Below are 23,682 nucleotides of genomic sequence, written 5' to 3'. Positions count from 1 at the left end.
ATGCGGAGCAAAGTGACAGGTGCGCAGCGCTGGGTCGTGAAAATCGGCAGTGCGCTGTTGACGGCGGATGGCAAAGGTCTGGATCGCGCAGCCATGAGCGTCTGGGTCGAGCAGATGGTGGCCTTGCATGAAGCAGGCGTTGAGTTGGTGCTGGTGTCGTCCGGAGCGGTTGCCGCCGGGATGAGCCGCCTCGGCTGGACCGCGCGACCCAGCGCGATGCACGAACTGCAAGCCGCCGCCGCCATCGGCCAGATGGGCCTGGTGCAAGCCTGGGAGTCCAGCTTTGCCGAGCACGGCCGTCACACGGCGCAGGTGCTGCTGACCCATGACGACCTGTCCGACCGCAAGCGCTACCTCAACGCCCGCAGCACCTTGCGCGCGCTGGTGGAACTCAAGGTCATCCCGGTCATCAACGAGAACGACACCGTGGTCACCGACGAAATCCGCTTCGGTGACAACGACACCCTGGCCGCCCTGGTGGCCAACCTGGTAGAGGCCGACCTGTTGGTGATCCTCACCGACCGCGATGGCATGTTCGACGCCGACCCGCGCAACAACCCCGATGCCCAGCTTATCTACGAAGCCCGCGCCGATGACCCGGCGCTGGATGCGGTCGCCGGCAGTGTCGGCGGTGCCCTGGGCCGCGGTGGCATGCAGACCAAGCTACGCGCCGCGCGCCTGGCGGCGCGTTCGGGGGCCCACACCATTATCGTCGGCGGGCGCCTGGAGCGCGTGCTCGATCGCCTCAAGGCCGGTGAGCGCATCGGTACGCTGCTGTCGCCGGAACGCGGCATGCTGGCGGCACGCAAGCAGTGGCTGGCCGGTCATCTGCAAACCCGTGGCACGCTGGTGCTGGACGCGGGCGCAGTGGCGGCGTTGTCCCAGGGCAACAAGAGCCTGCTGCCGGTGGGTGTGAAGTTGGTGCAGGGCAGCTTCCGCCGTGGCGAGATGGTGGTGTGCGTTGCGCCAGACGGTCGCGAGATCGCCCGTGGCCTGGCCAATTACAGCGCCTTGGAAGCACAGAAGATTATTGGACAACCCTCCGACGCCATTGTCGGACTCTTGGGTTATATGGCGGAACCGGAACTGGTTCACCGCGACAACCTGATCCTGGTTTAACCATAGGAAATACACGATGCGCGTGATGAAGGGATTGCTCGGCCTGCTGTTGGCCATGCCGCTGCTGGCCTCGGCCGAAGAAGTCGGCCAGGTATCGACGGTGTTCAAGTTTGTCGGCCCCAACGACCGGATTGTGGTCGAGGCGTTTGACGACCCCAAGGTCGATGGCGTGACGTGCTACCTGTCGCGTGCCAAGACCGGCGGTGTAAAGGGCGGCCTGGGCCTGGCCGAAGACCGTGCCGAAGCCTCGATCGCTTGCCGCCAGGTGGGCCCGATCCACTTCAAGGGTGAACTCAAGGATGGCGACGAAGTGTTCAAGGAGCGCACCTCCCTCGTATTCAAGACCATGCAGGTCGTGCGTTTCCTCGACAAGAAGCGCAACACCCTGGTGTATCTGGTCTACAGCGACCGCCTGATCGAAGGCAGCCCGCAGAATGCGGTGACAGCGATTCCGATTTTGCCCTGGCCGACCGCTCAGTAACCTGCAGGCGAGTTTCGTCACCGGCGTCTATGATTGCAGCTTTGCCGGTTGTAAGCTCCGAAGGGCTGCAATGCAAAGAACATGGGATATCTGGAGTTCGTCATGAGTGCTTTCCACGATCTGAAACTCAAAGCCTTGGACGGACAAGCGCTACCGCTGGCGCCTTTCAAGGGCCAAGTTGTGCTGGTGGTCAATGTGGCGTCCAAATGTGGTTTGACCCCGCAATACGCGGCGTTGGAAAACCTCTACCAGCAGTACAAGGGCCAAGGGTTCACGGTGCTCGGCTTGCCATGCAATCAGTTTGCTGGCCAGGAACCAGGCACGGAGGAGGAGATCCAGCAGTTCTGCAACCTGAACTACGGCGTGACCTTCCCACTGGGCAGCAAGATCGAGGTCAACGGCCCTGATCGGCACCAGCTGTACCGCTTGCTGGCGGGCGAGGGCGCTGAGTTTCCTGGGGATATCACCTGGAACTTCGAGAAATTCCTGTTAGGTAAAGATGGCCGCGTACTTGCGCGCTTCTCACCCCGTACGCCCCCAGAAGATCCCACCATCATCCAGGCCATCGAAAAAGCCCTGACCTGACTCCGACCTCCTGTAGGAGCGAGCTTGCTCGCGAAAAACGCCAACGATAACGCGCGCTTCCTTAAATACGCGACGTCCTCAGGTGCTTCGCGAGCAAGCTCGCTCCTACAGGTATTCGGGTGCTTCTATACCTTAATCATTTAGATCAATAGTGCTATGAGTGGTGCTGTGGCCTGCATATTATCTACGTCATAAATTCCTTTGCCGTGGAGCGCTCCATGCCCGTCCAAGCCTTGTTCAAACCCTTCCAGCTCGGTGCATTGCAACTGTCGACCCGCGTGGTCATGGCGCCCATGACCCGCTCGTTCTCCCCGGGTGGCGTGCCCAATTCCAAAGTCATTGAGTACTACCGCCGCCGTGCGGCTGCCGGTGTGGGCTTGATCATCACTGAAGGCACCGTGGTCGGGCACCAGGCCTCCAACGGCTATCCCAACGTGCCGCATTTCTACGGCGAAGCCGCGTTGGCCGGCTGGAAGAAAGTGGTCGATGCGGTCCACGCCGAAGGCGGCAAGATTGTCCCGCAGCTGTGGCATGTGGGCAGTGTGCGCCGTATCGGTACCGAACCTGATGCCAGCGTGCCGGCTTATGGCCCGACGGAAAAGCTCAAGGACGGCAATGTCGTTGTGCACGGCATGACCAAACAGGACATCAAGGAGGTGATCAACGCCTTCGCCCAAGCCGCCAAGGATGCCCAGGCCATCGGCATGGACGGCGTGGAAATCCACGGTGCCCACGGTTACCTCGTGGACCAGTTTTTCTGGGAAGGCAGCAACCAGCGCACCGACGAATACGGTGGCAGCCTGGCCAACCGTTCGCGCTTCGCCATTGAACTGATCCAGGCCACCCGCGCCGCTGTCGGCCCGGACTTTGCGATCATCTTGCGTTTCTCCCAGTGGAAGCAGCAGGACTACACCGCGCGCCTGGTACAAACCCCTGAGGCGTTGGGCGAGTTTCTCAAGCCACTGTCTGAGGCTGGCGTGGATATTTTCCACTGTTCCACCCGTCGTTTCTGGGAGCCGGAATTTGAAGGCTCCGACCTTAACCTGGCCGGTTGGACGCGTCAGCTCACCGGCAAGCCAACCATCACGGTGGGCAGCGTGGGCCTGGATGGCGAGTTCCTGCAGTTCATGGTCAACACCGACAAGGTTGCCCAGCCTGCCAGCCTGGAGAAACTGCTGGAGCGCCTGAACAACGATGAGTTCGACCTCGTAGCCGTGGGCCGTGCGTTGCTGGTGGACCCGGATTGGGCCGTGAAGGTGCGCGAAGGGCGTGAGGGCGACATCTTGCCCTTCAGTCGTGAGGCGCTGACAACGCTGGTGTAAGGGAAGTGCTCCCTGTGAGGGTCACAGGGAGCACTCGCCTCAGTGATTAATACTCTGGGCGCTTGTTCAGCTCTTTGCTGTGATCAGTCTTGAGTGCGTCTTTATGCCCAGGCTGGCCGTAAGTTGACGGCTCTGCGCGGGATTGATCCAGCCATTGTTGCTGTTGGGTCCATTGTGCCGTTGGCATGTTCACGCCATTGCGTACACCCATTCCATAAATTGCCATTGCGCGGTCTCTCTATTCGTTGAAAGGCCTGCTCTATTGCAGGTGCTACTGATTGGCACCGCACGGCTGCTGGTTCCTATTTTAAATATTAGGCAAAACTTAAAGGGCGTACCCCAGGCGCTTCCCTGCCTGTTGCGAAATACGCCTTCAAGGCACGTAAGGTTGCGCTGAGAGGGCATAACGCTGCGCACACACACCGCGTAACTGCTGCTCGAATTGCTCGATAATCGCCGGCCAGCCCTGGCGGCTGGCATGTTGTCGGGCATTCAAGCGCGCTCTGCGTAGCGTTTCACGCTCCTCCAGCAGCCAGATGGCCGCATCGCAAAACGCATCTTCATCCCCCGGCATTGCCAGTGCGCCGCTATAGCCATGGCGCAGATGCTGGCTTGCGGCCGCTTGATCATAAGCCACCACACCCAGGCCAGAAGCCATCGCTTCAAGCACCACATTGCCGAAGGTTTCGGTCAGGCTTGGGAACAGGAACAAGTCTCCTGAGGCGTAATGCCTTGCCAGCTCCTCGCCGCGTTGAGCTCCGCAGAACACGGCATCGGGCAAGTCGCGTTCCAGTGACGAACGCTGGGGGCCGTCACCGACGATAATCAGCTTCATGCGCCGCGTGGGGTAGGTGTCTTGCAATGCCTCAAAGCAGCGCTTGAGCAACCCAAGATTCTTCTCCTGGGCCAGACGTCCCACATGCAGCACGGCAATATCGTCGTTCGCCAAGCCCCAATCATCACGCAAGGTGTTATTGCGTTTGGCTGGGTGGAACAGTTGGCTGTCCACCCCTCGCGACAACATGCCCAGGCGCTCAAAATGCCGGCGCTCCAACTCTAGGCGCTGGCTGGCGCTTGGCACCAGGGTCAGGCTCGAGCGGTTATGAAACCAGCGCAGGTAATGGGTAACCACGCGGCTCAACAGGCTCAAGCCATACTGCTTCGAATACTGCTGGAAATTGGTATGAAAGCCGCTGACCACGCTGATGCCCAGGCGCCGCGCGGCGCGCAACGCCGAGAGCCCCAACGGCCCTTCCGTGGCGATATACAGCACATCCGGGCGCTGGCGCGTCCAGCGGCGCAGCAACTTGCGCATTGACGATTGGCCCCATTGCAGGCCTGGATAGCCCGGCAGGGGCCAGCCGCGGCACAGCAGCAGTTCATCGTCGCTGGGGCGGCTTTGGTCGGCACTCTGGCGTGGGCGTACCAGCTCTACCTGATGGCCGCGTGAGCGCAAACCTTCGCACAGACGGCCAAGGGTATTGGCCACCCCGTTGATTTCCGGCGGGAAGGTTTCGGTAATGAGGGTGATGTGAAGCGAGGCTGTCGTCATGACCCACAGTGTCGGCGTGGGCCATGTCGCCATTGTGTCAGTGCGATGATGGATTTATGACTTGGCCACCGCTGGCTGCGCCATCGCTTCGGCGCCTTGTTCACGCACCCAGAACAACGTTGCCCCGGCCACCGCCGCTGGCATCATCAGCAGGTTGACCACCGGCACCAGCAGCACCAGGTAAACAATGCCGCCAAAGCTCATGCTCTGCCAGCGCTTCTGGCGCAGCCACGCGAGCATTTCGTTCCAGCCCAGCTTGTGGTTGTCGGCCGGGTAGTCGATGTACTGGATCGCCATCATCCACACGCCAAACAGCAGCCACAGCGGCGCCGCGATCAGGTTGACCACCGGGATGAACGACAGGATAAACAGGCCGATGGCACGTGGCAGGAAGTAACCCAGCTTGCGCATCTCCCGCGCCAGGGTGCGTGGGACCATGGCGGCCAGTTCAGCCCAACTGAACGGCGGGAAGTCATCGGTGCCACGTACCACGACCTCGACTTTCTCGGCGAGAAACCCGTTGAACGGTGCGGCGATAATGTTAGCGAGCATGGTGAAGGTGAAAAACACCATCAGCACCACCAGCACCACAAACAGCGGCCACAGCAGGTAATTCAAAAAGCCTAGCCAGTGGGGCAGCGTCGGCATCAAGCTGTCGACCCACAGGCTGAACTGATGGCCGGCAAAATAGATCAACCCGACGAACAGCACCAGGTTGATCGCCAGCGGCAGCAACACAAACAGGCGCAGGCCAGGGCTCAACACCAGTTTGAGGCCTTCACGCAGGTATTGCGGGCCGGAAAGAGCAGGGGCGGGCATGGAGTACTCCGAGCAAAATGGCGAACGCGCCGACCTTACCGGCTTTGCACCTGATGTGAAAGCGCGGGCAGGTAGGCGACATCCAGGGTTACAAAGGTGTCCATTAACTCAATTGCGCGCATAGAGAACACCTATGAGCTGGATTGTTAATGCGTATTTCCTTAATCTTGCCCCCCTCGATACGCTGCACCCATTATTTTCAGGACCTGGCGAGTCAAAGCCTTCCCCAAGTGCTTCGCCGTCCTTTTTTATTCTCGCCGCCCTGTGGTCCGGGCGGTCGGTAGGAGTGAGTCATGTCTGATACCCGTCATTCCCGAGTGATTATCCTCGGTTCCGGCCCTGCCGGTTACAGCGCCGCTGTCTACGCTGCCCGGGCCAATCTCAAGCCGCTGCTGATCACCGGCATGCAGGCGGGCGGTCAGTTGACCACCACTACTGAAGTCGACAACTGGCCGGGCGATGTCCACGGCTTGACCGGCCCGGTGCTGATGGAGCGTATGAAAGAACACGCCGAGCGCTTTGAAACCGAGATCGTCTTCGACCATATCAACAAGGTCGACTTCTCGAAAAAGCCTTACAGCCTGACCGGTGACAGTGGTGTGTACACCTGCGACGCACTGATCATCGCCACCGGCGCCAGTGCACGTTACCTGGGCCTGCCGTCGGAAGAAGCGTTCATGGGCAAGGGCGTTTCGGCCTGCGCCACGTGCGATGGTTTCTTCTACCGCAACAAGCCGGTTGCCGTGGTCGGCGGTGGCAACACTGCCGTGGAAGAGGCGCTGTACCTGGCCAACATCGCCAGTACCGTGACCCTGGTTCACCGCCGCGAGACCTTCCGCGCCGAGAAAATCCTGATCGACAAGCTGCATGCCCGTGTCGCTGAAGGCAAGATCATCCTCAAGCTCAACGCCACCCTGGATGAAGTGCTGGGCGACAACATGGGCGTGACCGGTGCTCGCCTGAAGAACAACGACGGCAGCTTTGACGAGCTGAAAGTCGACGGCGTGTTCATCGCCATCGGCCACACCCCGAACACCTCGTTGTTCGAAGGCGTGCTGGAAGCCAAAGACGGGTACCTGGTGGTGCAGGGCGGCCGTGAAGGCAATGCGACTGCGACCAACATCGAAGGTATCTTCGCTGCCGGCGACGTGGCAGACCACGTCTACCGCCAGGCCATCACCTCGGCCGGCGCCGGTTGCATGGCGGCCCTGGATGCCGAGCGTTACCTCGACGGTTTGAAGGACGCTTCGTTCTAAACCCGTTGAATTGAAAAAACCGGCGAAAGCCGGTTTTTTTATGCCTGCGATAGCCATAGGTATCTACACAACTTCGGTATGGCGCCGAACCTGTGGCGAGGGCGCTTGCTCCCGTGACGGCCGGACAGAGCGACTCGCTTCGCATCGTGGTTACCGGTCAGTTAAGCGGTCATCGCTTTCTGTAGGAGCGAGCTTGCTCGCGAAAAACGTCAACGATAACGCGTGCTTGCTGAATGAACGCGACGCCTTTGAGTTTTTCGCGAGCAAGCTCGCTCCTACAGGCATTAGGCAAGCCCGGCGCCCACATTGAGCGGGGTCGGCTATGCAATCAGCGGCGGGTCAGAGGCTGTTCAGCAAACTTCACTGTGGCCAACCCATGGGCAATCAGTGCCCGAATATTGCCATGGTCACTGCCGTCCGGAGTGGCCACTACCGACCGGTAATGCTCGCCAAACGCCAGCAACGTTTCCTGATCACTCAGCCCTTCCAGCAGCGCCAGGCCCAGGGTCTTGCACGACCCTTCATTCTGCCCTGCGGCATTTTCCACACCGCCGTTGGTGAAGGCTTGCGGCTGGTAGTCGTAACCGGCGGCGATAAAGGCCAGGGTGTCGGCAAAGGCGTGTTCGCCGCTGTTGAGGCTGGCGCGCAGGGTATTCAAATCAGTCATTGGTTCTGGCTCTTTCTTAACGGGTGTAGGTGAGATTACCTATAGTAACTTTTTCGAGGTTATTTCGAACCACATGCAAGCTGATGGGCGGGTTAGAAGGTCTTACTCGCGCCGGCCACTATTGTTGCGCTGCACAGGTTATCGAAGCCGGTAAAGCTGGTGCATTCGGCTTTTGAAAGGTCAGTGTCGATATAGCTCAGCGACCAGTTAACGCCGACCAACTCTCGGCTGAGCTTGATTTCCCAGTTGTGATAATCGGCACGACCGTTGCCGTTGTTACTGAAAAATACATCGTCTTTGTAGTCGACGTATTCATAGCGAGCTTCCAGGCCGACCTCTGCGGGCAGCACGGTGTGGTAACCGATTAACCACGACGACAAGTCCTCGTCTTGTTTACCCTTGTGGAACTCGCCATGTTCATCCTCGTAGTCAGGGCCTTTCATGTTGCGCACGTATTTGCCGCCAAGCAGAACGCCGTAAACATCCAGGACAGTCTTGAGTTCACCCTGGTTGTAATCGCTTTGGCGCGGGTACTCATACTGCGTGTAGAAAGTGTCCAGGCTGATGCCGTCATGGATTTGCCAAAAATAGCCGGCGAAATATTCGATTTCCTGACGCGTTTTGGAGCCATTGCCAAAGTCGACATTCGAGGTCCAGACGCCGGCATACAAACCACTGGCGTGGTTGAGGGTAATGCCCAGTTGTGCGGCAGGGTCACCCTGGGTTTGCGAGATGCCACTGGTGCGGTAGTCACTGACCAGTGCGGGGTTGATGATGAGCTCGAAGCTGTCGTTGAACTCGACGGCTTGAGCGTTGATCAGTGGGGTCAAGGCGAGCGCTGCGAGCATGAAGACGGAAAGTGCGTTCATAGAAGTCTCTTATTGTTATGAGTGTGTGAGTTATTCCAGGCGCGACCGTGCCCAGCGCCGCTCTGGGAGCGGCGTCAGGTGTTTTGCGTAATATTGAGCGAGTGAGTCAGATTTGTTTGCCGGAGAAGAAGGTGTTCAGGACCTTGGTCTCGAATAGCTCGTCGTCGCTGACCTTGAACACATCGCGATCAAGGACGATCAGGTCAGCCTGCTTGCCGGGTTCCAGCGAGCCGATCTGTTGATCCAGGCGAAGGGTTTTGGCGGCATTGAGGGTGTAGGCGTAGAACATGGTCTGGCGATCAAGGCTTTCCTTGGCGTTAAGCACCCCCAATGGGCCTTTACGCGTGCTGGCCTGAGCAATGGCATTCCACGGGTTGGGACCAGAGACGGGCCAGTCACTGCCGCCCGCGATGGTTGCACCCGCGTCATGCAGGGATTTGGCGGGGTACAGGTGCTCGTAGGCAGACGTACTGAGGTAAGGCTTGACCAGTTCTTCGGTGTAACTCTCGCTGGTGGCCCACAGCAATTGCATGGAGGCAATGACCCCAAGTTGCTTGAAGCGAGGGAAGTCTTCTGGATCGACCACTTGCAAGTGGGCGAGGCTATGGGCCACAGGCGCTGGGTTGAGGCGGCGCGCATAAGCAATGCCATTGAGGGCTTCACGTACGGCACGGTCGCCGTCCGCATGCACGTGCAGGATCCAGCCGCGTTTTTCCGCAGCCACCACCAACTCACCGAAATGCTTCGGATCGATCAGCAACTGACCGCGTTTATTACTGTTTTTGTAGGGGACGATGACCGCTGCGGTCTGCCCTGGAAACTCCATGATGCCGTCAGCAAAGATCTTGAGGCCGGGGAATGTCAGGTTGGGCACACCCTCGAATTTTTTCATCACCTTGGCCACGACTTCCAGGTCGGCCGGCTTGCTTTTGGAGTGGGTCAGCATCAAGGCGGCGACGTGGGCACTGAGTTCGCCCTTCTCGGCCAGTTCGCGGTAGAACGGCAGCACGCCGTAGCTCTGCTCCGTTGCGGTGAAGTCGAACAGCGAGTCGCCATTGCCGGCATTTGATGCCGCATCCATCCACGCGGTGACGCCATAACCGTTGTTGACCTTCACCGCTTCGCGGGCGGCCTTGAGCATGGTCTCCTTGCTCGGTGCAGGAACCTTATTACGCACCTGATCCCAGCGAGACTCGGCAAAATAACCGGTGGGGGTGAAGTCGTTTTCGTGACCGATGTAGTCACGCTCGTTCGCAGGCAGGCCTTTTATCAGTGCTGCATCGACTTTCACACGCTTGAGCATGGCGTTGTTGGCCCAGCCGGTGTGGCCGTCGATGCCACTGAGCACCAGCGGTTGGTCGGCCCAGCGGCCGTGGTTGAAGATCTTGCCCAGTTCGCGGCTTTTATCCCAATAGGCCGAGCTGGTGCCGGCAATTAAGATGACGTCCCCGGATCTGGCCCGGCCTGCCTTATCTTGCTCGATGATCCATTGCTCAAGCTCGGGCAATGGCTTTTCTTCATCCAGCAAGTTGGCACCCAGGCTCGCGAGACTTGCAGACACCGGATGGCTGTGAGTATCAATCATGCCGGGCATCAACACCTTGCCCGCAAGGTCGAACCGTTGAGTGTTGGCATCGGCGAGGGCATTGATCTGCGCGTCGCTACCGACTTCGAGGATTTTTCCGTTTTCCACCGCCACCGCTTGAGCCAGCGCTTGGCCGGGGACACCGGTGAAAACCTTGCCATTGGTGAATACCAGATCGGCTGCTGCCATGGCCTGCAGTGAGGGGATCGCTAAGATGGCGGCCAGAGCACAGGGGGTAAATCGCTTCATTCAAAGCTCCTTTATTGATTTTGTTCTATTGAGGTTTTAGCGACGCAGCACATCAATGGCCGGCGAACGCACGGTTCCTTGTTTGAAGTCGATAATGCGGGCGCCAGAAGGCTGGCCTCTATCCGATTTACGCTTGCGTGCGCGCCTCATTTTGGTGCGCAAGCGCTTGGGGGCCGATTCAGCGGGGACGTAAGAGTGTGCGGCTGGGGAGTTCACCAAAAAGCTGGTAATAGGCCTGGGAGAAACGGCCCAGGTGCCAGAATGACCAGCGCATGGCGATTTCCGCCACGGTCGTCTCTGCGGGCACCCTGCGCAGTAAGTCGCGGCGGGCAAAGTTCAATCGGCGTAACCGCTGCCATTGGCTGGGTGATACACCGATAGAAGACGTGAAGCGTTGTTGCAACTGACGAACAGACACCCCGGCGCCGTTGGCCAGTTGCAACACATTGAAGTGTTCTTGCGGGCTGGCCATGACCAGGTCGAAAACCCGTTGGATAAGACGGCGGTCATGGGCTCGGTGTTTCAGGCTTGCCAGGTCCGGCGTCTGGCTCGGGCAATCGAGGATATACAGGCAATCGTCGACCAGCTGTTGTGCCAGCCCTTCTTCAGGCACCGGGGATTGCCCCACGGCCAACCGTTGAAGCGTGCTGCTCAACCAGTGGCCAAAAACCTGGCTCTGCCGGGAAACCAGCGGGGTGAGGAGCATGCCATCCAGGCTGCTCAAGTTCAGGCAATCAAGTTGCTTGAGGTATTGAGGGCCGATCACCACCGCGACTTCTTTATAGTTTTGCGGGGTAACCCAGGTGTTCTGACTGTCCTCGTTGAGCAGGTACAGCGCCCCGTCACTCGTATCAAAACTAAAGACCAATGAACCGACGGGCGCATGGAAATGCTGCTCTACCCGCGTGTTCATCTGCTCTTCATACACCTCGATGCCGTCCAACTGCATGTAGACGACCTTGCCCCGGAAATACCCTGGGGACATTTGCTGGTAGTGTTCCTGCCAGCCGGAAATCGCCAGTTGCTGATCCACATCCGCAGTATCAAAGGTTTGAATCTGCATGCTTTTGCGTTCCTGGTTTTTCCCGCGGGCCGGCCCCACGTCGTGAGGGCTTAGCGCTTAACCCTGGGGGTTGCTTTTGGCAAACGCGGCCTGTTGGTCGGCGTTGGCTTCTTGCTGGTATTGGGCTTTCCACTCGGCGTACGGCATGCCGTACACCACTTCACGGGCGTCATCGAGGCTGAGCTCGATCTGGCGCTCGTCGGCCTCGGCCTTGTACCACTTGGACAGGCAGTTGCGGCAGAAGCCGGCAAGGTTCATCAGGTCGATATTCTGCACATCCTTGCGGCTGTCCAGGTGGGCTACCAGTCGGCGAAAGGCGGCGGCTTCGAGTTCGAGGCGTTGTTGGTCGTTCATAGGGCTCACTTGCTATCAGCGGCTGGCGGCCAGAGTGATCGAAACCGACTCGGCAAAACGCAGCGCGTGGGGTTTGTCTACTTCGACTTCGGCGTACAGCACCGATTCGTTGCTCATCACCAGGTCCAGCAGTTCCTGGGTCAGGCGCTCCAGCAGGGCAAAGCGATTGCCCTCTACGTGAGCGATGATGGCCTTGGTGATGGTGCGGTAGTTCAGGGCGTGGTCGATGTCGTTGTCACGTACGGCTTCCTGGGCGGCATACAGGATGGTCAGGTTGATCAGCACATCCTGCTTGTTGAGGATCTCGTCCTCGTTGATGCCGATAAAGGTGCGCAGGCACAGGTCCTTGACCCGGATACGCGCCATGCCTGGTTGAAGTTGTGGCATTGCTACTTGCTCCGTCCAATCAGTTGCAGGAACTCCATACGGGTGGTGTTCGACTCGCGAAAGGCGCCGAGCATCACCGAGGTGTTCATGGTTGAATTCTGTTTCTCTACGCCGCGCATCATCATGCACATGTGTTTGGCTTCGATCACCACCGCCACGCCGGCGGCCTGGGTCACGTCCTGGATGGCGTCGGCGATTTGCCGCGTGAGGTTTTCCTGGATCTGCAGGCGCCGGGCGAACATGTCGACAATGCGCGCCAGTTTTGACAGGCCCAGCACCTTGCCGGTCGGAATATAGGCCACATGGGCCTTGCCGATAAAGGGCAGCAGGTGATGCTCGCACAACGAATACAACTCGATGTCCTTGAGGATCACCATCTCGTCATTGTCCGACGCAAACAGCGCGCCGTTGACGATTTCTTCCAGGTTCTGCTCATAGCCATGACACAGGTACTGCATGGCCTTGGCGGCACGCTTGGGCGTATCGAGCAGGCCCTCGCGCTGTGGGTCTTCGCCCAGGCCCTTGAGGATTTCGCGGTAGTGGTGGGGCAGGGATAAGGTCATACAACATCCTCAAAAACGGCTTACTTGATATGCCGCCCACCGTTGACGGTCAGGGTGGTACCGGTGACATAGGGGTTGTCCAGCAGGTAACGCACGCTCTGGTAGATCACCTCGGGCCCGGGCTCGATGCCCAGGGCCGACTTGGCCAGGACCTTGGCGCGATAGGCTGCGTCATCGCCTTCGTTGAACATCACCATCGCCGGGGCGATGCCGTTGACCTTGATCAGCGGCGCAAACTGCGCGGCAAACGATAACGTGAGGCTGTCGAGCCCGGCCTTGGTGGCGCAATAGGCGATGTGCTGCCGGCTGCCCTTGCGCACCACGTCATCGCTGATATGCACGATATCGGCGGGTGTCGAACGTTGCAGCAACGGTGAACAATGCAGGTTGATCAGGTACGGCGCAAGCATGTGCACGCTGAACATGTCGATAAAGGCACGGCTTTCGTCGCCCGGGGTTTCGGCGACCCAGGCTGAAGCGTTGTGGATGATTGCGCGCAGGCTTTGGGTATGGGTTTTCACTGCGCCAATGAAAGCCAGCACGCCGGCTTCGCTGGAGAAGTCGGCAAACACGCCGATGGCACCCCGCTCACGCAGCGCCTGCACGCCGGGGCGTTCGCTGCGGTAGCTGAACATCACCGATTGGCCCTCATCCAGCAGGCGCTCGGCGCAATGCAGGCCGACACGCTGGCCGGCACCGGTGATCAGAATCGGAGCGTTGGTTGCATTCATGGGAGGCTCAAGTCGCTGGCAGGCTCAAACTATACCAGCGCCCCGGCCTCCCTGTACTCAAGCGGCGGCTTCGGTGACCTTGCGAGGGGGCGAAGGGTGCAGCCAGTTCGCCAGCAGGTGGGTCGACAGCGGTATAAAAAGGTAAACCATCAGCGGGGTCAGGGCAGCGGTGCTCACCAGTACACGGCTGAACAGGTCCAGCTCATTGAGCAGCGAGCCCAGGCCGAAGTTGAACAGCAGCGATACCGGGAAAAATGCCAACCAGATGGCCACCGCCTGTTTCCAGCGTGGCGGGCGGGCACCTACTGCGCCAAACCAGCCATCGATACCGCTGACACGGTGCTCCGACGGGTCGGCAAACAGCTCGCTGCCACGGCTCAGCCACGCGCCGCGCGAGGCGGAGAATTCCCACGCATGCAGGGTTTTTTCATCGGCAAAGCGGAAGATGATCTGGAACTCATCATCATGAGGCGGCGGGGCCAGCACGCCGGAGCCCAGGTAACCGGGGAAGTCAGTCGCCAATTGCTCGCCTTCGCGCAGCCAGGCCATCAACTCTTCGTAGCGACCCTTGGCCACGCGGCGCGCAACCATCAAGGTGACGGGTGAGGTAGACATCGTATATCTCCAAGTCAGCAGGTGCGCCAGGCCGGGTAGGCGGCGCACGAACGAAGCTGCGGGGTGATGCAGCGACGCAAAAGAACAGGCAAGGATTATTCCGGATTTGCCCAAATACGCCAGAAACTTCGGATGGATCGCCGTAGATCTTGAATCATGCAGTTCAATCGGCGTTAAATAGTATTCAAATTCATACAAGTTTTTTGACCGCTGATGCCCGAAATCACTGCGCCTCTTCGCGAAACGACACCCGACAGCCACACTGACTGCGAGGGGCTGTTTCCGATTCGTGAAGTGGCAAGACTCACAGGCGTAAACCCGGTGACCTTGCGTGCGTGGGAGCGTCGCTACGGTTTGATCCAGCCTGTACGCACCGAAAGTGGGCACAGGCTGTACTCAAGCACCGATATCGACACCGTGCAGCGTATCCTCGACTGGATAGAGCGTGGCGTGGCGGTGAGCAAAGTCGGCAAGCTGCTGGCGCGCGATCCACAAGCCAGCGAACCGGCCACGGCGTCACGCAGCGATACCGAACTGGAGTGGCGCCAATGGCAGACGCAACTGCGGCAGGCCATCAGTGCCTTTGATGATCGGGCGCTTGACCAGTTGTACGGCCAGATTTTCAGCGTCTATTCGACGACCGTGGTGTTCCAGGACATTTTGGTCCCGCTGTGGCAGCAGTTGTTACGTCACCAAGGCCGCTTTGGCCAAGCCAGCGAGTGGCTGTTCTTCGACAATTTCCTGCGCTCGCGCGTCGCGCGATGCCTGCAAATGGCCTGTGCCTCGCCCGTGCCCAGGGTGTTGCTCTCGGCCATTGCCGGAGAGTGCCGTGAGCTGGAGTTGCTGGTGGCGGGCTTGTTGATGTCGAGCGAGAAGCTGGCGGTCAAGGTCCTGGGCGTTGGCCAGCCACTGGATGAGTTGACGCTGATCTGCGAACGCACCCGGCCGCAAGCCCTGGTGCTGTTTTCCAACCATGCCCCTGGCACAGATCTGGCGTCGCGACTCAATCGTCTGGCCTTCACCCTCGATTGCCCGTTGCTACTGGCTGGAGAAGCGTCGGACCTGGCAGAACACAGCCTGGCAGGGTCGCCGATTGGTTGCCTGGGCAATGATGGACGCTTGATGCCGCGCCGCTTGCAGCAACTGCTCAGCGGCCATCTGGGGCCCGAGTCTCAGGCGTGAACGTGCGGATGCACCAGGCGGTGTTGGTGCAGAATGAACTGGCGTAGCCGTTCGATCTCATCGGCATCGCTCTGGCTCAGGCGATAAGCGAACAGGCCACGGGCGGTTTCGCGCTCCAGTGTGCCGCGCAGGGCGATGCGCTCGTAGCCGGAAGGGCTGAACCACAAGGAAAAGGTCTTCGGCGGTTTGACCCGGCCACGCACTTCTACCAACACCCCTTTGAATGACACTTCGTGCACCCACAACGCGCTGGGGTAGCCCTTGATGTTTTCCAGCGCCACCGGCGTTTCAAGGGCCAGGCGCCACGGGCGGATCATCGGCCCGTCTTCAAAAATGCTCGGTACGCCCAGGCGCAAATGCACAGCGTGAAACTCATCTTCCACCAGGTGCAACGGGAAGGTGAGTTGCTGGTTGTCGAACTGCGCCTGGATGGTGACCTGGTCGTGAGCCGCTAGCCGCGTGAGCAGATCGCGAATCTGTGCCCCGCCATTAACCGTCAGGCTCGACCATGCATCCCGCAGGTTGAGCTGCGGGTTGTGCTGCATGTCCTGGATAAAATCCAGTTCGTCCTGCGTCAATAGCGTGTCGCGTTGCATTGATCTAGCTCAAGGCTGAGGCATTAAAAAGCCATTATCGCTCTAAAGACCGCGTTTTTTACAGTTTGTTAAATCCACTCGTCGCCTTGAGTGCCGCGAGCTCGCTCTTGAGCTCGGCCAACTGGGCTTCCAGTTGGGCGACACGCTGTTGCGCCTTGACTTGGAGGGTGACGTCTTTTTGCACGCCGACGAAATACGTTTGCTTGTCGACCTCGTTGTACACGGTCGAAAGCGACAGCTCGTTCCAGAAATGAGTGCCGTCCTTGCGATAATTGCGCAGGATCTCGCGGCAGGCGCCGCCGTTGTCGAGCGCCTCACGAATGGCCATCAGAGCCGGTTGGTCGCGGTCGCCCGACTGCAGGAAGCGGCAGTCCTGATACAGGATCTCGTCCAGGGTATAGCCGGTCAGCCGTTCGAAGGCTGGGTTGACGTAGATCAGCGGTTTGTCTTTGCCTTCGCGTTCGGCAACGACGATCCCGTCATTGGACGCATTGACGACCATTTGCAGCAGTTTGGCGTTAATCATAGAGCGGTCCCTGGCCTGATTTTGACTTTGCCAGTTTATGGCAAGTCTGGAATGTTGCACGGTGCGCACTGAAATATTCCCACAGGCTGCTAATATCCCACGCTTTCACTCAACTACAGGATCAGATTGATGAAAGTCGCCATCCTCTCCGGCTCGGTCTACGGTACGGCTGAAGAAGTCGCTCGCCACGCGCAAGAAATCCTCAAGGACGCAGGCTTCAACGCCTGGCACAACCCTCGTGCCACGCTGGCAGACGTGCAGGCCTTTGCTCCCGATGCATTCCTGGCCGTGACCTCGACCACCGGCATGGGCGAGCTGCCCGACAATCTGCAACCGCTTTATTCGACCATTCGCGACCAACTGCCCGCCGCCTGGCGCGGCCTGCCAGGTGCAGTCATCGGCCTGGGCGACGCCAGCTACGGCGATACCTTCTGTGGCGGTGGTGAACAAATGCGCGAATTGTTCGCCGAACTGGGTGTCCACGAAGTGCTGCCAATGCTGCGCCTGGACGCCAGTGAAAGCGTTACTCCGGAAGCTGATGCCGAGCCTTGGCTGGGCGAGTTGGTCGCTGCGCTGCGCGGTTGAATTCCCGAGAGCGCCGTTATTGACGGCGCTTGTTTGACCCATATCTGTACTATTCTCATGACTGACTCGCTCAGTCATCAAGCTGGCTGCCAAGGCAACTCCTTGCGCCTCGGCGTCTGACTAGACTGGCTCTCACTTTAGACACCATAAGAAGTGCGCCAAGGAGGTCATTGCCATGAGCCTAGCCCCTGCTCCATCACCACAAAACGTCAAAGCCCAGGTCAGCCCCGCCGAATGGCAAACCCGTGTGGACCTGGCGGCCTGTTATCGGCTGGTGGCCATGCACGGCTGGGATGACCTGATCTTCACGCATATTTCGGCGAAGGTGCCGGGCACTGAAGATTTCCTGATCAACCCCTATGGGCTGATGTTCCACGAGATCACCGCGTCGAGCCTGGTCAAGGTTGACCAGGCCGGCAATAAGCAAATGGACAGCCCCTACGAGATCAACCCGGCGGGCTACACCATCCACAGCGCCATCCACGAAGTGCGCCACGACGTGACCTGCGTGCTGCACACCCACACTGCTGCGGGCGTGGCGGTGTGTGCGCAAAAGCAGGGTGTATTGCCCATCAGCCAGCAATCGCTGTTTGTACTATCCAGCCTTGGCTATCACGCCTATGAGGGCGTGGCGCTCAATCATGAGGAAAAGGCCCGCCTGCAAGCGGATCTGGGCCAGAACAATTTCCTGATGCTGCACAACCACGGCCTGCTGACCTGCGCCGGCAGCATCGCCGACACCTTCCTGATGATGTTCACCTTCCAGCGCGCCTGCGAGATTCAGGTACTGGCCCAGAGCGGCGGCACCGAGTTGATCGCCATCGAACCGCAGATTCTCGCCGGTGCCAAGGCGATGGTGGCAGCTGTCACAAAAAGCGCCCAAGGTATGGGCGGTGCGCTGGCCTGGCCGGCACTGCTGCGCAAATTGGACCAACAGGACCCTGGGTATAAAAGCTGATGCCACTCGCCGAAATACCGCTCAGAGCCTGGCGCAAGCGCGGCCAGGACTTCGTCTTTCGTGGCCACACCGTGCGGTATTGGGTGGCCGGGCAGGGCGAGCCGTTGCTGCTGATTCATGGGTTCCCCACGGCCAGTTGGGACTGGCACTACCTGTGGCAGCCCCTGGCCCAGCGCAACCTGGTGATCGCCTGCGACATGCTCGGCTTTGGCGACTCGGCCAAACCCTTGGACCACGACTACTGCCTGCTGGAACAGGCCGACTTGCAACAGGCGCTGCTTGAGCACCTGCGCGTAGAGCAGCCGGTGCATGTGTTGGCTCATGACTACGGCGACAGTGTCGCCCAGGAATTATTGGCCCGGCATTACGAGGGACGGTTCCAGATGGCGAGCTGTGTATTTCTCAACGGCGGGCTGTTTCCGGAAACCCATCGGCCGGCGCTGGTGCAAAAGCTATTGCTCAGCCCGTTGGGCTGGATGATCGGCCGGGCCTTTGGGCGCAATGCCTTGGCCAGCAGTTTCAACCAGGTTTTCGGCCCCCAGACGCGGCCCAGTGAAAGCGTGCTGGATGATTTCTGGAGCTTGATCAGTTGCAATGACGGCCCGCGTATCCTGCACAAACTGATCGCCTACATTCCCCAGCGCCGTCGCCTGCGCGAGCGTTGGCTGGCGGCCATGCAGCAAGGCGAAGTGCCGTTGCGGGTGATCGACGGCGAAGTAGACCCGATTTCCGGTGCCCATATGGTCGAGCGCTATCGCCAACTGGTGCCCGAGCCCGACACGATAAGGCTGGCCAATATCGGCCACTACCCGCAGATCGAGGCGCCGGTCCAGGTGCTCAGGCACTACCAGGCGTTTCGTGAGCGCATCGGCCAGCCCTCACCGCGTGCGGCCTATTCCTGAGCCTGCGCATCATCCCGCTGCCTTATCAAGCACCATTCAGCCCTGGCCGTCTTTATTGTGACCAAAGGCTGCGTGCGTGACACTCTGCCTATTCCCATTGTCGCCAGCGGAGTTCGGTATGAGTGAGTCAGTGCAGTTTCAGGATAAGGTCGTGATCGTCACCGGCGCCGGTGGTGGCTTGGGCCAGGCCCATGCGCTGCTGTTCGCCAAGCACGGGGCCAAAGTGCTGGTCAACGACCTGGGGGGCTCAACCCAAGGCGAGGGCGCCAACGCTTCGGCGGCTGACCGGGTGGTGGCGCAGATTCGCGCGGCGGGCGGCATTGCCGAAGCTAACCATGATTCGGTCACCGACGGCGACAAGATCGTACAGAACGCCCTGGATGTCTTCGGCCGGGTCGACGTGGTGGTCAATAACGCCGGCATCCTGCGCGACAAGACCTTCCATAAAATGGATGACAGCGACTGGGACTTGGTTTACCGGGTGCATGTCGAAGGCGCCTACAAAGTCACCCGCGCCGCCTGGCCGCATTTGCGCGAGCAGGGTTATGGCCGGGTGATCTTCACGGCGTCGACGTCCGGTATCTACGGCAACTTCGGCCAGTCCAACTACGGCATGGCCAAGTTGGGCCTGTATGGCCTGACCCGCACCCTGGCGCTGGAAGGGCGCAAGAACAACATCCTGGTCAACGCGATTGCCCCCACCGGTGGCACGCGCATGACCGAAGGGCTGATCCCGCCGCAAGTGTTCGAGCGCCTCAAGCCGGAACTGGTCAGCCCGCTGGTGGTGTACCTGGGCAGTGAAGCCTGTGAGGAAACCGCAGGCTTGTTTGAAGTGGGTGGCGGCTGGATCGGCAAGACCCGTTGGGAGCGTAGCCTGGGCGTGGGCTTTGATCCCGAGGCGGGTTTTTCGCCGGAAGATGTGGCCGCGCACTGGCAGCAAATCTGCGATTTCGAAGGGGCTGCCCACCCCAAGGACAACATCGAGGCGCTGAAGGAAATGATGGCTAACTTGCAGAAGTTCAGCCTCTGATCATTGCCGGTAAATCAATGAATCCCACGGGGCGTCGATGACGCCCCGTTTTATTTTTGGCATAAAAAAGGCCGCTGCATAGGCAGCGGCCGAAGTAAGACGTTGGATCAAGGAGCGACAAATCAACGTCAGTGAACACCGGGAACAGACTGATTACTGGATCAATCCGCTATAAATCAGCTTTTCTCCCCAATGCGGGAGCGGGCTCTTTGCCCTGAAAGCCAAGCAAGAATAATCGGTTGTAACAGAATGAGTAATAGCAAATCGGGACAAGGACTGTTACCAGATCGGCAATAATTACAGGGCGCCATCGATTCTTCTGATAACCCTTCATCCATCGCATGCATGCCACCAGGCCAACGCCCGGCCAGAGAACCCCGTCATCCTTTCGGGCGACAACACGAATACCTCCTTGGTGCGCTTATCGCTCCTCAAGGGCGGCAGTAGGGTGGGGCCTTCTGTCACTCACCGGGGAAGACGCATGACAAAAACAATAATGCGCGCCATCTTCACGCCACAGGCGCTGGCCACTGCGGTTGCGCTGGGCTGTTGTGCCCAGGCGCAGGCTGTTTCGTTCAATATTGGCGAGATCGAAGGGCAATTCGACTCCTCGCTGTCGGTCGGCGCCAGTTGGGGCATGCGCGATGCCGATAGAGGCCTGGTCGGCACCGTCAATGGCGGTACGGGCCAGGCGTCCACGGGGGATGACGGGCGCCTCAACTTCAAGAAGGGCGAGACGTTCTCCAAGATCTTCAAGGGGCTACACGACCTTGAATTGAAGTACGGCGACACCGGCGTGTTCGTGCGTGGCAAGTATTGGTATGACTTCGAGCTCAAGGACGAAGACCGCGAGTTCAAACCCATCAGCGATCACAACCGCAAGGAAGGCGCCAAGTCCAGCGGTGCGCAGATCCTCGATGCCTTCGTCTACCACAACTACTCCCTGGGCGACCTGCCCGGCACCGTGCGCGCCGGCAAGCAGGTGGTCAGTTGGGGCGAAAGTACCTTCATCGGTAATTCCATCAACAGCATCAACCCGATCGACGTGTCGGCGTTCCGCAGGCCCGGTGCCGAGATCAAGGAAGGCTTGATCCCGGTGAACATGCTGTTTGCCTCCCAGAGCCTGACCAATCAACTGACCGTGGAAGGTTTCTATCAACTGGAATGGGACCAGACGGTGCTCGACAACTGCGGCACCTTCTTTGGTGGGGACGTGGCGGCGGACGGTTGCACCAATAACTACACCGTCGGCAGCCCGGCGATCCGACCGCTGCAACCGGTGGCGGCGGCCTTTGGCCAAGGGTTTGGCGTGACCAATGAAGGCGTGATTGTACGGCGTGCCGGTGACCGCGATGCGCGCGATTCGGGCCAGTTCGGCGCGGCCCTGCGCTGGCTGGGTGATGACACTGAATACGGCCTGTACTTCATGAACTACCACAGCCGCACACCGACCGTCGGCACCCTGACCGCCAATACCAACCTGGCGACCATCGGGCGCATCATCAACACCGCCAACGCCCTGGCGCCTGGCTCTGGCGCTGGTTTGGCGCAAAGCACCATGCTTGGTCGTGGCCAGTACTACCTGGATTACCCGGAAGACATCCGCCTGTTCGGCGCCAGCTTCTCCACCACCTTGCCCACAGGCACGGCGTGGACCGGTGAGATCAGCTATCGGCCCAATGCGCCGGTGCAGCTCAACACCACTGACCTGACCCTGGCCCTGGTCAACCCCATCGCGGGCCAACTCGCCTCACCCATCCGCAGCAATTTCGGTGATGACAACAAAGGCTACCGCCGCAAGGAAATCACCCAGATCCAGAGCACCATGACCCAGTTCTTCGACCAGGTACTGGGCGCCGAGCGCCTGACCCTGGTGGGCGAAGCGGCGGTGGTGCACGTCGCCGGCCTGGAAGACAAAAGCAAACTGCGCTACGGCCGAGACTCGGTGTACGGCGCCTATGGTTTTCAAGGTGACACCGACGGTTTTGTCACCTCCACCTCGTGGGGCTACCGGGCCCGGGCGATCCTTGACTACAACAACGCCATTGCCGGTGTGAACCTCAAGCCCAACCTGTCCTGGTCCCATGACGTGGCCGGTTACGGCCCCAACGGCCTGTTCAATAAAGGCGCCAAAGCCATCAGCGTCGGCGTGGATGCGGACTATCGCAGCACCTACACCGCAAGCCTGAGCTACACCGACTTTTTTGGCGGGGACTACAACACCCTGACCGACCGCGACTTCCTCGCCCTCAGCTTCGGCGTGAACTTCTGATCTGGCTTAAAAGAAGGACAAGACCCTATGCGTAAGATGATTGCAGTGTTGGCCCTGAGCGTATTGGCCGCCAACGTAATGGCGGCGGTATCGCCCGAAGAAGCCGCCAAGCTCGGCACTACCCTGACCCCGGTCGGCGCCGAAAAAGCCGGCAATCCCGATGGCTCGATCCCGGCCTGGACCGGCGGTATCCCGAAAAACGCCGGCGCAGTAGACAGCAAGGGCTTCCTGGCTGACCCCTTCGCCAACGAAAAACCGCTGTTCGTGATCACCGCCGCCACGGTGGACAAGTACAAGGACAAACTCTCCGACGGCCAGGTGGCGATGTTCAAGCGCTATCCAGAAACCTACAAAATCCCGGTATACCCCAGCCACCGCACGGTCAACTTGCCAGCGGACATTTACGAATCGATCAAGCGCAGCGCCGTGAATGTGAAGGCGATCAACGACGGCAACGGCCTGGAGAACTTCACCGGCAACCGCTACTACGCGTTCCCTATCCCCAAGAATGGCGTGGAGGTGCTGTGGAATCACATCACCCGTTACCACGGCGGCAACCTGCGGCGCATCATCACCCAGGCCACGCCGCAGACCAATGGCAGCTACACGCCGATCCGCTTCGAAGAGGAAGTGGCGGTGCCCCAGGCCATCCCGGATATCGACCCGGCCAAGGCTGCCAACGTGCTCAGCTATTTCAAGCAATCGGTCACCGCCCCGGCACGGCTGGCGGGCAACGTGCTGCTGGTGCATGAAACCCTCGACCAAGTGAAGGAGCCGCGCCTGGCCTGGATCTACAACGCCGGCCAGCGCCGTGTGCGGCGCGCACCGCAGGTGTCCTACGACGGCCCGGGCACCGCCTCCGACGGCCTGCGCACCACCGACAACTTCGACATGTTCTCCGGCGCGCCCGACCGTTATGACTGGAAACTGGTGGGCAAGAAGGAGATGTACATACCCTACAACAGCTACAAGCTCGACTCGCCGAGCCTCAAGTACGACGACATCATCAAGGCCGGGCACATCAACCAGGACCTGACCCGTTACGAACTGCACCGCGTGTGGGAAGTGGTTGGCACCGTCAAGCCCAGCGAGCGGCACATCTATGCCAAGCGCCACATGTACATCGACGAAGACAGCTGGCAAGTCGCGCTGGTGGACCACTACGACGGCCGCGGCCAACTGTGGCGCGTTGCCGAAGGCCATGCGCAGTTCTACTACGACCACCAGGTGCCCGCCTACACCGTGGAAACCCTGTACGACCTGATTGCCGGGCGCTACATCGCCCTGGGCATGAAGAACGAAGAGAAGAGCAGCTTCGTGTTCGGCTTCGCGGCCAAGGCGGCGGACTACACCCCGGCAGCACTGAGGACGGAGGGCGTTCGCTGATTGCGCATCGAAGTGAGGTTGAAAATGT

At 59.8% G+C, this 23,682-nt stretch carries 26 protein-coding genes; 12 read left to right on the top strand and 14 right to left on the bottom strand.

The window, feature by feature from the left end:
- The 4 genes from proB to HU731_RS11010 all read left to right on the top strand — a co-directional run bounded on the left by proB (nt 1) and on the right by HU731_RS11010 (nt 3,507).
- Nucleotides 1-1,119, top strand: a complete 1,119-nt coding sequence (gene proB / locus HU731_RS11025; RefSeq protein ID WP_003194083.1) for a glutamate 5-kinase — start codon at nt 1-3, stop codon at nt 1,117-1,119.
- Nucleotides 1,120-1,135: 16 nt separating this feature from the next.
- Nucleotides 1,136-1,600 carry a CreA family protein gene (locus HU731_RS11020; protein WP_003194082.1) on the top strand — a complete coding sequence of 155 codons (465 nt, stop codon included), beginning with the start codon at nt 1,136-1,138 and terminating at the stop codon, nt 1,598-1,600.
- Nucleotides 1,601-1,702: 102 nt separating this feature from the next.
- Nucleotides 1,703-2,185 (top strand): glutathione peroxidase, encoded by a 483-nt coding sequence (locus HU731_RS11015; RefSeq protein WP_186608734.1) that lies wholly within the window; start codon nt 1,703-1,705, stop codon nt 2,183-2,185.
- 218 nt (nt 2,186-2,403) lie between these two features.
- Nucleotides 2,404-3,507 carry an NADH:flavin oxidoreductase gene (locus HU731_RS11010; RefSeq protein WP_186608735.1) on the top strand — a complete coding sequence of 368 codons (1,104 nt, stop codon included), beginning with the start codon at nt 2,404-2,406 and terminating at the stop codon, nt 3,505-3,507.
- Between the two features lie 46 nt (nt 3,508-3,553).
- On the opposite strand, the gene HU731_RS11005 is transcribed toward HU731_RS11010, so the two are convergent.
- From HU731_RS11005 to cysZ, 3 genes are all read right to left on the bottom strand, one after another.
- Nucleotides 3,554-3,733 carry a hypothetical protein gene (locus tag HU731_RS11005; RefSeq protein ID WP_003194079.1) on the bottom strand — a complete coding sequence of 60 codons (180 nt, stop codon included), beginning with the start codon at nt 3,731-3,733 and terminating at the stop codon, nt 3,554-3,556.
- Between the two features lie 147 nt (nt 3,734-3,880).
- The gene (locus HU731_RS11000) at nt 3,881-5,059 is read right to left on the bottom strand and encodes a glycosyltransferase family 4 protein (protein WP_186608736.1); all 1,179 of its coding nucleotides are present in this window, start codon (nt 5,057-5,059) and stop codon (nt 3,881-3,883) included.
- A gap of 54 nt (nt 5,060-5,113) precedes the next feature.
- A complete protein-coding gene (cysZ, locus tag HU731_RS10995; RefSeq protein ID WP_186608737.1) occupies nt 5,114-5,878 on the bottom strand; it encodes a sulfate transporter CysZ in 765 nt (254 codons plus the stop codon).
- Between the two features lie 293 nt (nt 5,879-6,171).
- Between cysZ and trxB the strand changes: the two genes are divergently transcribed.
- A complete protein-coding gene (trxB, locus tag HU731_RS10990; RefSeq protein ID WP_003194076.1) occupies nt 6,172-7,134 on the top strand; it encodes a thioredoxin-disulfide reductase in 963 nt (320 codons plus the stop codon).
- Nucleotides 7,135-7,462: 328 nt separating this feature from the next.
- On the opposite strand, the gene HU731_RS10985 is transcribed toward trxB, so the two are convergent.
- The 9 genes from HU731_RS10985 to HU731_RS10945 all read right to left on the bottom strand — a co-directional run bounded on the left by HU731_RS10985 (nt 7,463) and on the right by HU731_RS10945 (nt 14,217).
- A complete protein-coding gene (locus HU731_RS10985) occupies nt 7,463-7,801 on the bottom strand; it encodes a HopJ type III effector protein (protein WP_186608738.1) in 339 nt (112 codons plus the stop codon).
- Between the two features lie 92 nt (nt 7,802-7,893).
- Entirely contained in the window at nt 7,894-8,670 is a 777-nt protein-coding gene (locus tag HU731_RS10980; protein WP_186608739.1) for a TorF family putative porin, read from the bottom strand.
- A gap of 106 nt (nt 8,671-8,776) precedes the next feature.
- Nucleotides 8,777-10,504 carry an amidohydrolase gene (locus HU731_RS10975; protein WP_186608740.1) on the bottom strand — a complete coding sequence of 576 codons (1,728 nt, stop codon included), beginning with the start codon at nt 10,502-10,504 and terminating at the stop codon, nt 8,777-8,779.
- Nucleotides 10,505-10,682: 178 nt separating this feature from the next.
- Nucleotides 10,683-11,567: a helix-turn-helix domain-containing protein gene (locus HU731_RS10970; RefSeq protein ID WP_186608741.1), complete on the bottom strand. Its 885-nt coding sequence runs from the start codon at nt 11,565-11,567 to the stop codon at nt 10,683-10,685.
- Between the two features lie 57 nt (nt 11,568-11,624).
- On the bottom strand, nt 11,625-11,921 hold the full coding sequence (locus tag HU731_RS10965; protein ID WP_186608742.1) for a DUF1244 domain-containing protein: 297 nt from the start codon (nt 11,919-11,921) through the stop codon (nt 11,625-11,627).
- A 15-nt stretch (nt 11,922-11,936) separates the two neighbouring features.
- Complete coding sequence (folX, locus tag HU731_RS10960) at nt 11,937-12,308, bottom strand: dihydroneopterin triphosphate 2'-epimerase (RefSeq protein WP_003194073.1); 372 nt, start codon at nt 12,306-12,308, stop codon at nt 11,937-11,939.
- Nucleotides 12,309-12,310: 2 nt separating this feature from the next.
- Entirely contained in the window at nt 12,311-12,871 is a 561-nt protein-coding gene (gene folE / locus HU731_RS10955) for a GTP cyclohydrolase I FolE (protein ID WP_003194072.1), read from the bottom strand.
- Nucleotides 12,872-12,891: 20 nt separating this feature from the next.
- Nucleotides 12,892-13,602: a dihydromonapterin reductase gene (folM, locus tag HU731_RS10950; protein WP_094774894.1), complete on the bottom strand. Its 711-nt coding sequence runs from the start codon at nt 13,600-13,602 to the stop codon at nt 12,892-12,894.
- A 57-nt stretch (nt 13,603-13,659) separates the two neighbouring features.
- Entirely contained in the window at nt 13,660-14,217 is a 558-nt protein-coding gene (locus HU731_RS10945; RefSeq protein ID WP_057710535.1) for a putative antibiotic biosynthesis monooxygenase, read from the bottom strand.
- Between the two features lie 213 nt (nt 14,218-14,430).
- Here HU731_RS10945 and HU731_RS10940 point away from each other — a divergent pair, with 213 nt between their 5' ends.
- Entirely contained in the window at nt 14,431-15,399 is a 969-nt protein-coding gene (locus HU731_RS10940; RefSeq protein WP_186608743.1) for a MerR family transcriptional regulator, read from the top strand.
- Here HU731_RS10940 and HU731_RS10935 read toward each other — a convergent pair.
- Entirely contained in the window at nt 15,390-15,995 is a 606-nt protein-coding gene (locus HU731_RS10935) for a hypothetical protein (protein WP_032895350.1), read from the bottom strand. The genes HU731_RS10940 and HU731_RS10935 overlap by 10 nt on opposite strands.
- Nucleotides 15,996-16,053: 58 nt before the next feature.
- The gene (locus HU731_RS10930) at nt 16,054-16,521 is read right to left on the bottom strand and encodes a PAS domain-containing protein (protein ID WP_186608744.1); all 468 of its coding nucleotides are present in this window, start codon (nt 16,519-16,521) and stop codon (nt 16,054-16,056) included.
- A 129-nt stretch (nt 16,522-16,650) separates the two neighbouring features.
- Here HU731_RS10930 and HU731_RS10925 point away from each other — a divergent pair, with 129 nt between their 5' ends.
- From HU731_RS10925 to HU731_RS10900, 6 genes are all read left to right on the top strand, one after another.
- The gene (locus HU731_RS10925; protein ID WP_186608745.1) at nt 16,651-17,106 is read left to right on the top strand and encodes a flavodoxin; all 456 of its coding nucleotides are present in this window, start codon (nt 16,651-16,653) and stop codon (nt 17,104-17,106) included.
- Nucleotides 17,107-17,281: 175 nt separating this feature from the next.
- On the top strand, nt 17,282-18,064 hold the full coding sequence (locus HU731_RS10920; RefSeq protein WP_032895353.1) for a class II aldolase/adducin family protein: 783 nt from the start codon (nt 17,282-17,284) through the stop codon (nt 18,062-18,064).
- The gene (locus HU731_RS10915; RefSeq protein WP_186608746.1) at nt 18,064-18,966 is read left to right on the top strand and encodes an alpha/beta fold hydrolase; all 903 of its coding nucleotides are present in this window, start codon (nt 18,064-18,066) and stop codon (nt 18,964-18,966) included. The genes HU731_RS10920 and HU731_RS10915 overlap by 1 nt, the downstream gene beginning before the upstream one ends.
- A gap of 118 nt (nt 18,967-19,084) precedes the next feature.
- On the top strand, nt 19,085-19,996 hold the full coding sequence (locus HU731_RS10910; protein ID WP_044268345.1) for an SDR family oxidoreductase: 912 nt from the start codon (nt 19,085-19,087) through the stop codon (nt 19,994-19,996).
- Nucleotides 19,997-20,477: 481 nt separating this feature from the next.
- Entirely contained in the window at nt 20,478-22,268 is a 1,791-nt protein-coding gene (locus HU731_RS10905; RefSeq protein WP_186608747.1) for a DUF1302 domain-containing protein, read from the top strand.
- Nucleotides 22,269-22,295: 27 nt separating this feature from the next.
- On the top strand, nt 22,296-23,654 hold the full coding sequence (locus tag HU731_RS10900) for a DUF1329 domain-containing protein (protein WP_186608748.1): 1,359 nt from the start codon (nt 22,296-22,298) through the stop codon (nt 23,652-23,654).
- Nucleotides 23,655-23,682: the final 28 nt, after the last annotated feature.

Origin of the sequence: Pseudomonas salmasensis (genome assembly GCF_014268375.2) — a bacterium.
Classification (GTDB): domain Bacteria; phylum Pseudomonadota; class Gammaproteobacteria; order Pseudomonadales; family Pseudomonadaceae; genus Aquipseudomonas; species Aquipseudomonas salmasensis.
The sequence above is the reverse complement of the archived record's forward strand: the minus strand, read 5'-3'. Positions and strand labels throughout refer to the sequence as shown.

Coding starts and splice junctions, on each gene's coding strand:
- proB (WP_003194083.1), top strand. CDS start 1: ATGCGGAGCAAAGTGACAGGTGCGCAGCGCTGGGTCGTGAAAATCGGC.
- HU731_RS11020 (WP_003194082.1), top strand. CDS start 1,136: ATGCGCGTGATGAAGGGATTGCTCGGCCTGCTGTTGGCCATGCCGCTG.
- HU731_RS11015 (WP_186608734.1), top strand. CDS start 1,703: ATGAGTGCTTTCCACGATCTGAAACTCAAAGCCTTGGACGGACAAGCG.
- HU731_RS11010 (WP_186608735.1), top strand. CDS start 2,404: ATGCCCGTCCAAGCCTTGTTCAAACCCTTCCAGCTCGGTGCATTGCAA.
- HU731_RS11005 (WP_003194079.1), bottom strand. CDS start 3,733: ATGGCAATTTATGGAATGGGTGTACGCAATGGCGTGAACATGCCAACG.
- HU731_RS11000 (WP_186608736.1), bottom strand. CDS start 5,059: ATGACGACAGCCTCGCTTCACATCACCCTCATTACCGAAACCTTCCCG.
- cysZ (WP_186608737.1), bottom strand. CDS start 5,878: ATGCCCGCCCCTGCTCTTTCCGGCCCGCAATACCTGCGTGAAGGCCTC.
- trxB (WP_003194076.1), top strand. CDS start 6,172: ATGTCTGATACCCGTCATTCCCGAGTGATTATCCTCGGTTCCGGCCCT.
- HU731_RS10985 (WP_186608738.1), bottom strand. CDS start 7,801: ATGACTGATTTGAATACCCTGCGCGCCAGCCTCAACAGCGGCGAACAC.
- HU731_RS10980 (WP_186608739.1), bottom strand. CDS start 8,670: ATGAACGCACTTTCCGTCTTCATGCTCGCAGCGCTCGCCTTGACCCCA.
- HU731_RS10975 (WP_186608740.1), bottom strand. CDS start 10,504: ATGAAGCGATTTACCCCCTGTGCTCTGGCCGCCATCTTAGCGATCCCC.
- HU731_RS10970 (WP_186608741.1), bottom strand. CDS start 11,567: ATGCAGATTCAAACCTTTGATACTGCGGATGTGGATCAGCAACTGGCG.
- HU731_RS10965 (WP_186608742.1), bottom strand. CDS start 11,921: ATGAACGACCAACAACGCCTCGAACTCGAAGCCGCCGCCTTTCGCCGA.
- folX (WP_003194073.1), bottom strand. CDS start 12,308: ATGCCACAACTTCAACCAGGCATGGCGCGTATCCGGGTCAAGGACCTG.
- folE (WP_003194072.1), bottom strand. CDS start 12,871: ATGACCTTATCCCTGCCCCACCACTACCGCGAAATCCTCAAGGGCCTG.
- folM (WP_094774894.1), bottom strand. CDS start 13,602: ATGAATGCAACCAACGCTCCGATTCTGATCACCGGTGCCGGCCAGCGT.
- HU731_RS10945 (WP_057710535.1), bottom strand. CDS start 14,217: ATGTCTACCTCACCCGTCACCTTGATGGTTGCGCGCCGCGTGGCCAAG.
- HU731_RS10940 (WP_186608743.1), top strand. CDS start 14,431: ATGCCCGAAATCACTGCGCCTCTTCGCGAAACGACACCCGACAGCCAC.
- HU731_RS10935 (WP_032895350.1), bottom strand. CDS start 15,995: ATGCAACGCGACACGCTATTGACGCAGGACGAACTGGATTTTATCCAG.
- HU731_RS10930 (WP_186608744.1), bottom strand. CDS start 16,521: ATGATTAACGCCAAACTGCTGCAAATGGTCGTCAATGCGTCCAATGAC.
- HU731_RS10925 (WP_186608745.1), top strand. CDS start 16,651: ATGAAAGTCGCCATCCTCTCCGGCTCGGTCTACGGTACGGCTGAAGAA.
- HU731_RS10920 (WP_032895353.1), top strand. CDS start 17,282: ATGAGCCTAGCCCCTGCTCCATCACCACAAAACGTCAAAGCCCAGGTC.
- HU731_RS10915 (WP_186608746.1), top strand. CDS start 18,064: ATGCCACTCGCCGAAATACCGCTCAGAGCCTGGCGCAAGCGCGGCCAG.
- HU731_RS10910 (WP_044268345.1), top strand. CDS start 19,085: ATGAGTGAGTCAGTGCAGTTTCAGGATAAGGTCGTGATCGTCACCGGC.
- HU731_RS10905 (WP_186608747.1), top strand. CDS start 20,478: ATGACAAAAACAATAATGCGCGCCATCTTCACGCCACAGGCGCTGGCC.
- HU731_RS10900 (WP_186608748.1), top strand. CDS start 22,296: ATGCGTAAGATGATTGCAGTGTTGGCCCTGAGCGTATTGGCCGCCAAC.